12 protein-coding genes are annotated in these 13,277 nt (G+C 61.3%); 4 read left to right on the forward strand and 8 right to left on the reverse strand.

What is annotated here, in order from left to right; translation table 11 throughout:
* Nucleotides 1-7 precede the first annotated feature (7 nt).
* The 6 genes from Q0907_RS09835 to Q0907_RS09860 form a co-directional block, all read right to left on the reverse strand.
* Nucleotides 8-1,423: an alpha/beta hydrolase gene (locus Q0907_RS09835; RefSeq protein WP_299344043.1), complete on the reverse strand. Its 1,416-nt coding sequence runs from the start codon at nucleotides 1,421-1,423 to the stop codon at nucleotides 8-10.
* Between the two features lie 257 nt (nucleotides 1,424-1,680).
* Nucleotides 1,681-2,112: a DoxX family protein gene (locus tag Q0907_RS09840; RefSeq protein WP_299344046.1), complete on the reverse strand. Its 432-nt coding sequence runs from the start codon at nucleotides 2,110-2,112 to the stop codon at nucleotides 1,681-1,683.
* A 50-nt stretch (nucleotides 2,113-2,162) separates the two neighbouring features.
* Nucleotides 2,163-3,395: an epoxide hydrolase gene (locus Q0907_RS09845; protein WP_299344049.1), complete on the reverse strand. Its 1,233-nt coding sequence runs from the start codon at nucleotides 3,393-3,395 to the stop codon at nucleotides 2,163-2,165.
* 11 nt (nucleotides 3,396-3,406) lie between these two features.
* Entirely contained in the window at nucleotides 3,407-3,964 is a 558-nt protein-coding gene (locus Q0907_RS09850; protein WP_299344051.1) for an ester cyclase, read from the reverse strand.
* Between the two features lie 19 nt (nucleotides 3,965-3,983).
* The gene (locus tag Q0907_RS09855; RefSeq protein WP_299344054.1) at nucleotides 3,984-4,625 is read right to left on the reverse strand and encodes a hydrolase; all 642 of its coding nucleotides are present in this window, start codon (nucleotides 4,623-4,625) and stop codon (nucleotides 3,984-3,986) included.
* A 33-nt stretch (nucleotides 4,626-4,658) separates the two neighbouring features.
* Nucleotides 4,659-5,168 (reverse strand): hypothetical protein, encoded by a 510-nt coding sequence (locus Q0907_RS09860; RefSeq protein ID WP_299344056.1) that lies wholly within the window; start codon nucleotides 5,166-5,168, stop codon nucleotides 4,659-4,661.
* A gap of 181 nt (nucleotides 5,169-5,349) precedes the next feature.
* Between Q0907_RS09860 and Q0907_RS09865 the strand changes: the two genes are divergently transcribed.
* Entirely contained in the window at nucleotides 5,350-8,403 is a 3,054-nt protein-coding gene (locus Q0907_RS09865; RefSeq protein WP_299344059.1) for a sensor histidine kinase, read from the forward strand.
* Nucleotides 8,400-9,053, forward strand: coding sequence for a response regulator transcription factor (locus tag Q0907_RS09870; protein ID WP_299344060.1), 654 nt, complete (start codon nucleotides 8,400-8,402; stop codon nucleotides 9,051-9,053). Before Q0907_RS09865 ends, Q0907_RS09870 begins: the two co-directional genes overlap by 4 nt.
* A gap of 50 nt (nucleotides 9,054-9,103) precedes the next feature.
* Here Q0907_RS09870 and Q0907_RS09875 read toward each other — a convergent pair whose 3' ends face one another.
* Together Q0907_RS09875 and Q0907_RS09880 are read right to left on the reverse strand one after the other, a co-directional pair.
* The gene (locus Q0907_RS09875) at nucleotides 9,104-9,787 is read right to left on the reverse strand and encodes an adenylate/guanylate cyclase domain-containing protein (RefSeq protein ID WP_299344063.1); all 684 of its coding nucleotides are present in this window, start codon (nucleotides 9,785-9,787) and stop codon (nucleotides 9,104-9,106) included.
* A 20-nt stretch (nucleotides 9,788-9,807) separates the two neighbouring features.
* Complete coding sequence (locus Q0907_RS09880) at nucleotides 9,808-10,716, reverse strand: TIR domain-containing protein (protein WP_299344066.1); 909 nt, start codon at nucleotides 10,714-10,716, stop codon at nucleotides 9,808-9,810.
* A gap of 148 nt (nucleotides 10,717-10,864) precedes the next feature.
* Here Q0907_RS09880 and Q0907_RS09885 point away from each other — a divergent pair, with 148 nt between their 5' ends.
* Nucleotides 10,865-12,397 (forward strand): adenylate/guanylate cyclase domain-containing protein, encoded by a 1,533-nt coding sequence (locus tag Q0907_RS09885; RefSeq protein WP_299344069.1) that lies wholly within the window; start codon nucleotides 10,865-10,867, stop codon nucleotides 12,395-12,397.
* A complete protein-coding gene (locus Q0907_RS09890) occupies nucleotides 12,397-13,269 on the forward strand; it encodes an E2 domain-containing protein (RefSeq protein ID WP_299344072.1) in 873 nt (290 codons plus the stop codon). Before Q0907_RS09885 ends, Q0907_RS09890 begins: the two co-directional genes overlap by 1 nt.
* Nucleotides 13,270-13,277: the final 8 nt, after the last annotated feature.

Consider the following 13,277-nt stretch of genomic DNA (forward strand, 5'->3'; position numbering starts at 1 on the left):
GGACTCCTCAGTCTGATGAGGAGTCCTCGACCAGGATGCGGATAACCTCGGCAATAGCTTCGGGACTCTCGTGGACATTGTGCCCCGAACGCACGACCAGCGTGGACTGCGCGCCGGCCAACTCTGCGCTGGAAACGGGAACCACGCCATCGCTTGCCACGTCCGGTGACTTTGAGCCCGCGATGGTGTGGAAGCGAATGTCGGACGCGGGGACGAGTCGCTGGCCTGCTGCACTCACAGGTTGTGATGCCTGAAGTGTCGATATGCTGTTGATACGCCCCTTCAGGTAAGCCTCTTTCAGTTCGGGTTGGATGGCTGCCTCATTCCGCCGCGCAACCTTGAGAAGCGTTGCCACCTCGTCATTTCGCTTGCCGACGAGTGCGCGCGCCACCCTACCAAACCATCGTGTCGCGCTGGGGCTTCCTCGATGTGGTGAGGCAATGAACACCGCACGCTTTACGCCAGGATACCGGTGGAAATAGAAGATCTCTTCCATCAATGCCCGCTCAGACGCGTCAGCCTCAAGCGAGTCCAGCGGCGCGCTGAATGCCGCGTGCCACAAGCTAGGCCCGGAATCCACGCACAGCATGCGCGCTATTACACCGCCCAGGCTGTGGCCAACGAGCACGATGTGTGACCGGGCCGGATCGTCGCCCTCCGGATCAAGAATCTTCCACGCTGCGTCCAGGTACTGTTGGACGCGTCTTCGCTGTACCAGGAGCGGAGCATCTGTCTGATAGACCACGTGCCAGATCTGGTAGTTCTGGCGCAACGTAGCGTCGCTCCACACTGCATTACTCAGTTTCTCCCAGATCAGCGGGCTGCTTCCCAAGCCGTGAATCATCACCAAGGGGCGCTTGGTCGGATCATAGTCATCAAGCAGGTACATGCCGGCTCGCCGTCCGACCTCGCGCCCGCCGATCAAGCCCCATACCCCGAGACGATGGAGCTTTGAGGTGCGAACGCCCCGTGAGTAGGCCGCATCAAAATCCGTTCGAAGCGGCACTGTAAGTCCGCCCAATCGGACATGCGATTGTGCATCTCCCGCAACCACCAGACGAACCAGCCCTTGATCCTGGCTGTGCTTCTCTATCCATGCCGTGGCACCACGAAATATCCCCTCCGGTGGGAAGAGCTGGCAGCGTTCCTCGCCGACACAACGATCGCCGATGAGCACGACCGGAACACCCCACTGCGCCGAAGTGGCCCTTTGGACTGGACCCTCAGCCACGTGCAGCTTCACCACGTCTGCGAGGTTGAGGGAAAGTCGCTGTGTACTGACGATGAGGTTCACGCCGCCTGCCTCGACGGGCGTCGTGTCTGATCGAGTAGGAAGGCGTCCCATGCCCTCCAGATACTTGCGTGTACAACGCTCCGCAATGATGGAAGCGGCGGGCAGCAGTCGGGCATCGCTCGCGGCCACGTATGCATCCCCAGCGCATTGCGTCCACGCGTCCGGGGTGCTGGACACCAGCGCCGTCCGTTCCCAACGCTGGGCGGACTGCAGCGCTTGTTCGACCGTCGTCGGAGCCGATGCAGGGGGCAGGCTCTGACAGCCGGTCAGCAGAAGGCAAAGCAGACCAAGCCGGCCCAGCCGAAGCCACGCCGACTTAAGACCAAAAGCCAGACACGCTTCTTCCGCCGGCTGCCCCATACATCCCTTTGCCAGGACGCTGGGTGCTACTGCCTGGCGTCGACACTGTACGGCCCGGCCCCGTTCGCGGCCAATACCAGAAGTCCGCCGGCAATGGAGAGATTCTTGAGCAACATGACCAGCTGAATCTGGTCGGCGATGTTGGCATGGAAAAGCAGTGCAGAAATGATGGAAAAGCCTGCCAACAGTATCGCGACGAACTTGGTCTTCCAGCCCACGAACAACAGCAGCGCGCCAACCACTTCCAGAATGATGACTGCGGGTAGCAACGTGAAGGGTACTCCCATGGCCTGCATGTATCCCTCAGTCGCGTCGTAGGCGGCGATCTTGCCAGCCCCGGACACCAGGAATAGGACACCCAGGAGAAGTCGGCCCGACAGTTCCAGTGCACCTGTCAGTGCCTGACCACGGCCGCGCGTGCGACGGGGGGAGGGGGTGTCGTGTGCGGCGGTGGACATGGGCTTCTCCTGGGTGTTGAGAGAGGAACGCGTCCCTGCGATGAACGCGCTCAGGGCCTACGCATGCCAGCAAAGGCTGCGCGCACCTCACGCGAGAACAGTTCTGGTTGCTCGAAGGCAGCGAAGTGTCCGCCCCGGTCCACCTGGTTCCAGTAAACGAGCTTGGGATATGCCTGCTCTGACCAACTACGCGGCGCCTGGTAAATCTCCTTCGGAAAGACGGTCACACCCACAGGGATGTCGATGCCTACGACGAAGAACGCCAGATCCGAGTTCTCCCAATAGAACCTTGCTGACGATGCACCGCTGTTGGTGAGCCAGTACAGCATGATGTCGTCCAGCATCTTGTCGTAACCCAGCACTTTCTCAGGCTGTCCACCGCTGTCGGACCATGCGGCAAGCTTCTCGTAAATCCAGGCGGCTTGGCCCACGGGCGAATCGGCCAGCGCGTATCCAATGGTCTGGGGACGAGAGGCCTGAATCTGAGCGTAGCCAGCGCCCTTGCCAAAGAAGGCGTTGAGCGAATCCATGGCGGCTTGCTCATCGGCACTGAGCTTGGCGGGCAACGTGCGCGGCACGACGGCCGGCATATTGATATGGATCGCAAGCAAACCAAGAGGTGCTTGGTGGCCCATCTCCTGAGTCACCACTGCCCCCCAATCGCCGCCTTGGGCAACGTAGCGCGAGTAACCCAGTCGCTTCATGAGCGTGTCCCATGCCTTGGCCACTCGCGCACGCCCCCACCCTGGTTCTGTGGGCTTGCCGGAGAATCCGTACCCGGGCAGCGAGGGCAATACCAGATCGAATGCATCCTCCGGCTTGCCGCCATAAGCGGTAGGATCGGTGAGTGGGCCGATGACATCGAGTAGTTCCACGATCGAACCCGGCCAACCGTGGGTCATGATCAACGGCAACGCATTCTTGTGCTTGGACTTGATGTGCAGGAAGTGGATATCTACGCCATCGATGGTGGTCACGAACTGCGGGTAGGCATTGATGCGGGCCTCAACCTTGCGCCAGTCGTACTCATGTCGCCAGTAGTGCGCCAAGGCTTTGACCTTAGCGAGCTGCGCCCCCTGGGTGTCATTGGCAACCGGTTCCGCCTCGGGCCATCGTGTTGCATCCAGACGACGGTTCAGGTCGTCGAGTTGGCTTTGCGGGATGTCGATACGGTAAGGACGAATGGACGGGTCGTCAGCCGCATGCGCATGCAGGGGAGCGAGCAGTACAAAGGCAAGTAGTGCTAACACCACGAATGGACAACGCAGAATGAGCTTTTGCATCTGATCGATCCTCAGGGAGTGTCAGTAGGCGGCAACGGGGCGCCGCTCTGATCGATGCGGGTGACGCCGAGTTGCTGGTAGAGGACCAGCACATTGGGAACACCCCAGTGCGCGGTAATTTGGCCGTGGCGCACCTCTACGATGTCCATGATGGGAATGGCGATCTCCCGCCCGGTGGGTTCCAATCCCATGAAGGTTCCCAAATGTGTGCCGCGATAAGTCTTGAACGAGGTGACCCGTCCGTTCTCTACGACCTGGAGGTGCACTTCGGCACGAAAGTCGGGGAAGCCAGTGCGGAACGTCTTGTAGATGGCTCGTGCGCCATCCTTGTCGGGGCTGTAGCCAGGGAATGGCGTGTGGTCGATAAAGGCGGGGGCAAACAACTGCTCAAATAGGGCGAAGTCACCGCCGCTTTGAACTTCCGTGATCAATCGGTTCACCACCTGGCGAGCTTCGTCGTCCTGCCGGGCGCTATCCTGCGCGCAGGCGCTGGTCGAGAAGGCTGCAAGCGTAAGCACGAGAGGTGCCAGCGCTCTCTTTCTCGCAAAACGAAGTGCCTGGATGGTCATGGTTAGGGGCACTCCGAAATCAGGCAGGCGGTTGGGTGGCCAGCAGTTGCAATTCCCAGGCGAAGGCCACGCCCGAGCCGCCGCCGTGCGCGGCGAGAACTTCGGCTACCGCGGGAACGCTTTCTTCGCGCGCCCAATCTCGTTGCCATTCCCCCATGACGGCCATCCAGTTGATGGGCGTGATACCAGCGGCGACCATGCGTCGTACCGCCATGTCGTGTGCCTCGGCCGTGACGCCACCGGAGGCGTCGGTCACCGCATAGACCTCCCAGCCTTCACCGGCCGCCTGAATCGCGGGCATGGCCAGACAGATCTCGGTCCACAGCGCCGCGATCACCAGTTGCTTGCGACCTGTTGCCTTGACGGCATCAACGACGCGCGCGTCCTGCCACGTGTTGATGTAGGTGCGATCGATGGGCTTCTGGTCGGGGAAGACGGCCTGTAGGCCGGGGATTAGGTAGCCGCCTCGCGCCTCCAGCACCGTGGTCAGAATCGTTGGAACACCAAAGGCCTTGGCGGTCTTGGCCAGCCCCACCACGTTGTTCACGACCATGGTGGGTTCATGGCTGTGCAAGTTGGCGAACTGGAACGGCTGGTGATCGATCAGCAGCAGAACGCTGTCTTCGGGCCGGAGTAAGGCGGACAAGCCATTGAGCGGCATACAGGAGTCCTTTGATGCGCAGGGGGAGTGGAACTACGGGTACAAGTCGGGCACATGCGGCTTGCGATTCGCACTACGCAGACCGATCCACTGGATAGCGACCGCGACCAGATAGACAAGAAAAGTCGCGCCAATAGCGCTTTTGACCAGTGGGTCCTGAGGGCCCTGGGCAAGAGGGTTCCCTACCGGGATGCGGGTCAGGGTCTCGGTAAAGCCGGGAATGAAATGGAAGAACAGGGCCAAGGAGTAAAGCGCCACCGAAACGTAAGCGGCCCAGCGACGGATCGTTATCCGTTCCAGCCAGAAGGCGGCCGCCAAGGTCAGCAGTGTCAGCGCGCCAAGCGCATGTGCTTCATTGAAGGTCCCCTTGCTGAGAATGAAGAAGCCCGTGATGCAGCTGGCCACCGTCAGCCAAATGAAGAGCTTGCCGGCCGTCGTGTATTGGCTGATGCGCCCGGACAGCAAAAGAGCGGCCAGGCCAAAGAGCAGTCCGCCCACACTGAGCACGGTATGGATCCATCCGAAAGCAGTGATACCGAGCATGGGAACGCTCCCGTTGAGGTAGCTTCACACTGCCCGCTCGGCCGGAGGGGCGAAACACACTCCGGTCGGGCGGGAGCTCCACACTTTTGAGTGAGTCGCGGCCGGCAATGGAGCGGTAGGGTTCCGGGCGAGCCCCCCGGTGCACAATGGTGGCGGGCCAGAATCGGGATCGGCGGCCACCATGGGTGAGGTGCGGGACTACCAAAGGAAGCTGCGCGGCCTGAAACAGTGGGCTGTAATCGTCCTTTTGTCCGTCGTGTGGACCAGCCAGTCCTTCGCCCAGAAGACCGACAGCCTGCCCGGCTACCACCGCACCCTTTGGCGCACGAATGAGGGTGCCCCGATCGAGGTCAGGGGCATCGTGCCCGCCGCTGACGGGTTTCTCTGGGTGGGTAGCTACACCGGCCTATACCGTTTCGATGGCAGCCGTTTCGAGCGATTCGAGGCGCCGTGGGGCCAGGCTCTGCCCTCTAACGCCATCACCGCCATGACTGGCGAAGCGCCGGATGTCTTGTGGTTGGCTGCTTCTGGGGGACACATCGTCAAGCTCAAGGCGAACCGCATTGCCGAGCAGTACGAGTTGCCGGAGGAGGCGGGGCATATTTCTCGCCTGCTCATTCGGGGCTCGCAGCGATATGCGATCACCTCCGCTGGGCTGTTTCAGGCTGGCGCCAAAGGTTGGCGCCTGGTCGAGGTGCGTGCCGGCGAGGCGCCGCTACGGTTATTCGATGCGGCCTTGCTTGCCGATGGCGACCTCTGGTTGTCCTCGACCGAAGGCTTCTTTGTTCGGCCGCAGGGCGGATCGGCATTCTCCAAGGTGAACGCTCCAGTTGGAGGCACGGGCCGGTTCTCGCTTGGTCGCCAAGGCGATATTTGGTATTGCGGTGAAATCGGGGGGCTGCGCCGCTTCACGCTCGCCTCGGGGCGTACTGAAGCCAACCCGCAGGTCCGCTGCTACCAGTTCTACATCGATCGCGAGGGCATGGCTTGGATAGAGGGCCCGCAGGGTGCTGGGCGGATCGATCCCTATATCGCGCTCAATGATCGGCAAGGTGTCGCCCAAAAAAGTTTCGGCCCTGAGGTCTTCGGCGATGCCTCTGTCACCCGCTCCATTGTCCAAGGCTTGGATGGTTCGATCTGGATAGGGACTACAAGCGGGCTGAGCCAGTTCCATCCTCATCGACTCACTCAGCCAGCGTTTCCGGGTGGGTATGGTGGCTTGGCTCCAGCCAGTGATGGGGGCATGTGGCTAGTCAGCTTTTCGCGGGGGCTGATCAAGATTGGCGCCAATGCGGGAGCGCGGCCAAGCGCTGGTGAGCGACTAACGCATGTGTGGCGTGATGCGCAGGGCACCGTCTGGATCGGAGGGCAGCGACGTTCGGAAATCTTGCAGATCGATGGTGAGGCGATCAGCCGGATCCGGTTTGATCCAGGCGGGCAAGAAGTATTCGTTTCCGGGATAGCCAAAGACGCGGGTGGAGCCTTGTGGGTTCTCACGTCCCCCAGGCCGCAGGGGCGGGTGTATCGCTGGACCGGAGAGCGATGGCTCGCAGATGGCGGCTTCAAGGCGCTGGAAGGGATGACGGCCAGTGGACTGTCGTCAGACTCGCGTGGCCGGATATGGCTTGGCTTCACCGATAGCCGTGTATCGATGATCGACGGCCACTCCGTCAGATTCTTCGAACAAGCAGCCACTCTACATCTTGGCACCATTCGCAAGTTCGCTGAGTATCGTGGCGCGACGTTGATCGCCGGCGATGAAGGACTCGCGATCCTGTTGGGGGATACGCTCCATCCGATCACGCTTCAGTCGCCGATGCGCGTGCTGGGACCGTTAGGGGTATTCACCGCCCGCAATGGCGATGTATGGATCAACCAGGCGAGCAACCTGTTGCGCATCCCTGCAGGTCAGATGCAGCGCGTTATGCAGGATCCCCGCGCGATACTCGGCGCGGAAATCTACGACTATCGAGACGGCCGGCAAGGGGCCCCAGCGGCAGGCGCACCGCACCCGACTATTGCTCAGCAGGCGGACGGTACGTTGTGGTTTGCGGCGAACAACCTGACAACGCTCAAATCCGCAGTCACGGTGCCGATCACTCAGCCTCACCGCGCGAGCATCACGGAAGTGGCTGCAGACGGTAACCCTGCTACGCAGTCTGAGCAGGGGGCATTCCTTATTCTCCCTGGTACTGAGGAGTTCTCGCTCGCGTACACGGCCACCGATCTGCTGACGCCGGATCGCCTACAAATGCGCTTTCAACTCGAAGGCGTGGACAGCGATTGGCGGACGGGCGGTAAGGATCGGGCGGTTACTTACAAGCGACCGCCTCCCGGGGACTACGTATTCAAGGTAGCCACCTCCAATGAGCTTGGTCTTTGGAACGACGAAGAAACCCGAGTGAAGGTCTCTGTGCTTCCTGCATTTCATGAGACCACTTGGTTCCGAACTGTCCTGGTGGCCTTCGTGGTCGTCCTGTGTGGTTTGGTTATCTGGGCTCGCTCCACTTGGATCACCCTGCGCATCAGGGAGAAGCTTCGCGAGCGCGCACGTGAGCGCGAGCGCATTGCGCGCGAGTTGCACGACACCCTGCTGCAGGGAATCCAGGGATTGATGTTGCATGTGCAGACTGTGGCCAATGATCTCCCCGATGGGGAACAGAACAAACAGCTGATGAGCCGGGCCTTGGACAGGGCGGATGCACTCATCGCCGAGGGACGGCAGAGGGTCAGCGACCTGCGACTTCAAGAGGAGGGTGCCCCCTTGGGTGCGAGCTTGCAGCGCTATCTACTTGAAAGCGGCGTACACAGCCGCACACGCATATCGGTGCGAGAGGTGGGTCTGGCACGAGAGATCCAGCCCACGGCGCGCCTGGAAATCCTCAGGATCGGTGCCGAAGCCGCAGCAAACTCGGTTCTGCATTCCGGCTGCAAGCGGGTGCGCATCATCGTCCGCTATGATCGCGATGCGCTTCGCGTGCGGGTGCGCGATGATGGATGTGGCATGGAGGGTTCCATGGCTAAGACAGGGAAACCAGGGCACTGGGGAATCCGCGGCATGCACGAGAGGGCAGTAGCCATCCGTGCAAAGTTCAGGCTTGCGCGGTCAAAGGCGGGCGGTACCTCGATGGACCTGGTGGTGCCAGCGGTGATCGCCTACGGCGACCGCCGAGCACGTTGGCTCAAGCGCATGTTCGGCCCTGGCCGCTCCGGCACTGTAAGGGAATCGGCATGACATCTTCCCTGCCGCCCACCACGAAAGACGGCACGCAAATCTCGGTGCTGATTGTTGATGATCACCCGCTGTTTCGGGATGGAGTGGCCGCGCTGTTGAGCAAGCAGGACGATATCTGTGTCCTGGGTGAAGCCAGCAATGGCAATGAGGCTTTGGAAGTCGCGCTTGAGCTCAGGCCCGATGTCATCCTGATGGACTTGCAGATGCCGGGTCTCAATGGAACAGAGGCGACCCGACTTATCCTGCAAGCGCTTCCTAGCGCCAAGGTGCTGATGTTGACCACGTACAAGGGAGACGTTCGCGCGAACGAAGCGCTTTCCGCTGGCGCGGCTGGCTATGCCCTGAAGGATACGGTCCGCAAGGATCTGGTGAACATCATCCGTGATATCTATGAGGGTCGAAAAGTTGTCCCGCCTGAAGTGGCAATAGATTTGGCGGCACATCTGAATGACGAAAAACTCACCCAGCGCGAACTGGATGTGCTGAGGTTTGTGGCGCTAGGACAGTCGAATCGGGCCGTGGCCAAGGCGCTCGGCATTACCGAAGATACGGTGAAGTCGCACATGCGAAACGTTCTGGCAAAACTGATGGCGAACGATAGGACACACGCGGTACTGATCGCGGTGCGTCGCGGTATTCTGACAATCTAAGGTAGAGACTATCTTCCGCTCTGTGACGTCTGTTTCGTCGCGTGAGTTTGCTACACAGCCCATCGCCAGGTAGAGCCGTGGATACGGCGATCTCCTTGCTGGCTCCAGCGATAGGATTTCCACATCAACTGCCTGGGTGATCCACCAAATTTGGCCTCATCTGTCAGCCGTTTGAACGCCTCATCCGTCACCCACGTTCTTTCTTGCAAGTTCAAGTCCGTGAGCTTCGCCGCATAGTTCGCTGCACGTCCAACCCATACAATGTCATTTCCACCACGTACCCCAGTACGCGCAGCGCGGATCGTGCTTGTGTCGATGCCGACCACCTGCTTCACCTCGCCCGTCCATCCTGGGTACTGCGCGCGTAACGCGGGATTGACGATCTTCTGGACGGCGTAATTGATCTTCAATCCAGCAATGGCGGCCGGTGTGGTCTGACGATCACCGACCCAGATCCCCATCACCCGATCGCCGTCATAGGACGTAATCTTCCCGCCCTCGTTCCGAATGATCGTGGCGGCGCAATACAAGAAGGCCTTATATACCTCGGCACTGAACTGCCAGTTTTCCGAGTCGACCATGCTCGTTGAGCCTTGCAGGTCCGCGTAAAGCACCGTGGCTCGATCGAACTCCACCGCGTCGTTGCCGAGCCGTAGGTCTTCCGGCTCGGGAACGATCCGCCCCTGTCGCGTCGTCCAGGCACTGCGTGCGATGTCTGAGACGGCTGCCTTCATGTCGTCCAGTAATGGCATCGTCAGTCCCTCGGGCCTGCCTCGAGTATTCGGGCTCGGATTTGCTCGCATGCCGGCGCGAGGTACGCCCTGGCGTCTGGGCCTTTGACGTAGCGATAAGGCACCGTGGTCAACCCCTGGAGGTCGCTCGGAAGCTTCAACTTGTCCTCGCGCGGCTCCATCAGGAACGCGCGCCGTCGCCCTAGGAAGCCAATGAACATACCCAGCTCGAAGACCACGTTGTCGCGCATCGCCGGCCACTCGTCGCCTCGGCTAATCACCATGTCATCCGCGTGCGCCACGGCGATGGCAAAGTCGGCCTGTTCCAACTGACGTTCTAGGTCGTCCAGCGTGTAGTTCGATGCCCGGAAGACGCCCTGGTCCCATACGACGGTCAAGAAGGGATCATGTTCGAAATGCTGGACGAGTAGCCGAGTCACGGGCAAGGCTTCCACGGAGGACATCACGAATACCCGAACTTCTTCCCGCGCCTTCGTGATAGTGGAATTGCGCTCCATCAGCCGCCTGGATAGCGTGGCCGCCAAGCGACGCCACATCGTGGGGTGGGCATCGGCCACGGCGATGAAATCGCCTTCAGAGATCCTCAGCAAGACGCAGGGCTCTCTCGCCGTGATCGACGCCGATCGCAGCTGTGCCGGCTCAATGGCAGCCATCTCTCCCACATGGTCGCCAGCCCGCCGGGTGTTGACCACTTTGCCGTTGACGACAACGTCGGCGACGCCGGCCACGATAAAGAACACGTCGGTTTCCGGTCCGCCTTGGGTAATGAAGGACTCCCCAGCCCCAACTTCCACCAGCTGGCCCACCTCGGCTAGGCGTGCTGGAACGTCGCTCAATCCCGCCAACAAACGAAATTCGGATAACGCCGTCACCAGCCTTTTGCCGCCATCAGCAGCAAACCTCTCGACCATCCCTGTCCCCACGAAAACCCCCTTGAAAGTGTGAAGTCCTTCCCAAATATACGCCGGAAGTGCCCCCCAGTTCACCCGGCCGGCACCTGGGCAAAGGGCGCTGCGACCCGCTCTGGTCCACCACCACGTGGCCGCAAGGAGAGCGTTTATGGGACACAGCTGGAACGAGGAACGCGCCAAGAAGCGCATCGCAACGCATTATGAAGATGTACGAGAAGTAGAAATTCGCGAGTACAAGCGCGACACGTCGCTTGAGAGCATTCCCGTCAGCCGGGCCTATCGCGTCCATGGTGCGCACGTCTACATCGACATTGTGAACCTGCGGGACATCTTGGGCTGCACCGACGTGGAAGGCGAAACCTGCCACAAGCGCACGCTGCGCTTCCTCAACCAGCATTACCGGGCCGTGCACCGGATCCTGCAAGAGAGCGACGCCATCCGCGTCGATTTTCATAACCAGCGGCTCCATGCGGTGGTAACCAAGCCCTATGGCGACAGCGATGAACGCGCGCGAGTCGCCCGGGCTGTGGCAATCGCCAAGCTCACTATCGACGTGCTGGCGCAGACCGGCGATGCCGATGAGCAGATCCCCAATGCGCAGGTCCGCGTCGGCATCGACAGCGGACTGGCGCTGGCAGTCAACAACGGGCGCCGGGCCAGTCGGGAGCCGCTCTTCCTGGGTGCGCCCGCCAATCACGCAGCCAAATGCGCGGGCCACGACAGCGCGGAAGGCATCTACCTCACCCACCACGCGCGCGCCGTCATGGGTTTTACGGCCCTGACCGGTGATGAGGACCGCACCACGCCTCTGACCGAGGAACAGATCGCCACCTGTGTGGAGGAGGCCGACCTAGGTGTTTCGGCAGAACGCATCATAAAGTTGTGGAAGGAAGAGCAGGACGAATCGCCCATTGGCGAGTTTTCCTTCAGCCGTCCCACGCCCCCGCTGTCCGATTTGGACTTCTCTTTGCTGAGCGCGGCCAAGTCCAAGCGCTTCGAGGGTGTTTCGCTCTACGCCGATATCGACGCGTTCACCGATTTCGTCGACACTCACCTGGAAGACAACCCGGAAAATCTGGTGCGTACGCTCCACGTGCTGCGTTCAGAGCTGGATGCGGTCGTACACAAGGACTTTGCGGGGCGGCGCGTGCGATTCATTGGCGACTGCTTGCACGGTACGCTGCTGGAGGGCACGGCTCATACCACCGATGAGGAAGCCACCGTCAGCACGGCCACCCAGTGCGCCGGCGCGCTCCGCAGCAGCTTTGCCAAGGCCATCGAGCACTTGAATGCTGAAGGTGCCGATACCGACGATCTAGGACTGGCCATTGGGTTTGAACTGGGGTGGCTTGCACTTTCGCGTCTGGGCATGAAGGGCAGCCTGCTGCGGTGCGCCACCGGACGTGCGGTATTGGCTTCCGAGGACGAACAGCGACGTTGCGATGGCATCGAGACGGCCATCGGTGCCGCCGCGTATGCGGCCGGGACTGAGGCCGTGCGCAAGGTGTTCGGCAAGCAACGAAAGGCCACGAACTTGGACTACGCCGCCGCGGTTGACGAACTGGCCGCGTCTGGCGACAAGGTCGCCAAGGCGGTCCAGGCCGAGTATTACGCGACAGCTGCGCCGGCCATTGTCCCCGAGTTGGCCCAACCGTTTCGTCCCCACAGCCGTCGCATCTGATGGTCGATGCGTGCGGTTTGCTGCAAAGCGTGGCGCCTGATTATGGCGCCACGCTCCATGCTGTCCCCGAGGGTGCTCAGGCCGTCATGACGGTTAAACGTCCCGGCGGCTCGAAGCACACCTTTCGCCTTGCCCTGAGCTTTGTCGCAGAGCATGTATCGGTGCGCGAACTCCCGGGGCATACCATGCTTCCGACGTTCTGCCCGGACCGGCACATCAATGGGGACGGCAGCTTTTGCCTGGGATGGGGCGGGGACAATCCCAGCACCATTGCCGATGAAGCCACTGCGCGACGCTGGTGGGCGGCGGTCTACCAATTCCTCGCCCGTCAGGCGGGGGCCAACGCCCGCGGAGTCTTTCCGGGCACAGATCACGGGCGGGCGCATGGTGACGCCGCTGTGCACCAGGCAAAGGCCGAGCAGGCCGCCGCGCAGTTGGGTCCAGCCTTCGCCGAACGCGCTGCGGATGGGAAATTCGTCGTCCGCCCGGATCCGCGCCCGGGTCAACATCGCCTGGAGCTTTGGTGTGGGACCGAGCGGCTTGCACGGGTATCCACACGGTCCAAGGTCCTGGTGGGTGGCCGCACGATTTGTCCCTGCGGCGAAACGCCGGAGCGGGATGTCACTGCTTGCGGGGATCACTCCCAAGCCTTGGCCACCTTCATTCTGGAACATCACGCCTGTAAGGTCGCCGACAAAAGTTATCTAGATGCCTGCGCCGCCGCAGGTTACGCCTGCTGCGACACCCTGCAGACGTGTGGACTTCGACAGGCAATCAAACGAAAACAGACCGCAGCCCTAGCCAAAGGAAAGTCCCATGGCCGACGCTCCAAATACTGGATGCCTCCCGCCAAGTCAAAGCGACCGCGTTAGCGCGGCGT

It is taken from the genome of uncultured Pseudoxanthomonas sp. (assembly GCF_947498795.1).
Lineage (GTDB): Bacteria > Pseudomonadota > Gammaproteobacteria > Xanthomonadales > Xanthomonadaceae > Pseudoxanthomonas_A.

Excerpts from the sequence above, each read along its gene's own strand:
- Q0907_RS09840 (WP_299344046.1), bottom strand. The coding sequence starts at position 2,112 with ATGTCCACCGCCGCACACGACACCCCCTCCCCCCGTCGCACGCGCGGC.
- Q0907_RS09845 (WP_299344049.1), bottom strand. The coding sequence starts at position 3,395 with ATGCAAAAGCTCATTCTGCGTTGTCCATTCGTGGTGTTAGCACTACTT.
- Q0907_RS09850 (WP_299344051.1), bottom strand. The coding sequence starts at position 3,964 with ATGACCATCCAGGCACTTCGTTTTGCGAGAAAGAGAGCGCTGGCACCT.
- Q0907_RS09855 (WP_299344054.1), bottom strand. The coding sequence starts at position 4,625 with ATGCCGCTCAATGGCTTGTCCGCCTTACTCCGGCCCGAAGACAGCGTT.
- Q0907_RS09860 (WP_299344056.1), bottom strand. The coding sequence starts at position 5,168 with ATGCTCGGTATCACTGCTTTCGGATGGATCCATACCGTGCTCAGTGTG.
- Q0907_RS09865 (WP_299344059.1), top strand. The coding sequence starts at position 5,350 with ATGGGTGAGGTGCGGGACTACCAAAGGAAGCTGCGCGGCCTGAAACAG.
- Q0907_RS09870 (WP_299344060.1), top strand. The coding sequence starts at position 8,400 with ATGACATCTTCCCTGCCGCCCACCACGAAAGACGGCACGCAAATCTCG.
- Q0907_RS09875 (WP_299344063.1), bottom strand. The coding sequence starts at position 9,787 with ATGAAGGCAGCCGTCTCAGACATCGCACGCAGTGCCTGGACGACGCGA.
- Q0907_RS09880 (WP_299344066.1), bottom strand. The coding sequence starts at position 10,716 with ATGGTCGAGAGGTTTGCTGCTGATGGCGGCAAAAGGCTGGTGACGGCG.
- Q0907_RS09885 (WP_299344069.1), top strand. The coding sequence starts at position 10,865 with ATGGGACACAGCTGGAACGAGGAACGCGCCAAGAAGCGCATCGCAACG.
- Q0907_RS09890 (WP_299344072.1), top strand. The coding sequence starts at position 12,397 with ATGGTCGATGCGTGCGGTTTGCTGCAAAGCGTGGCGCCTGATTATGGC.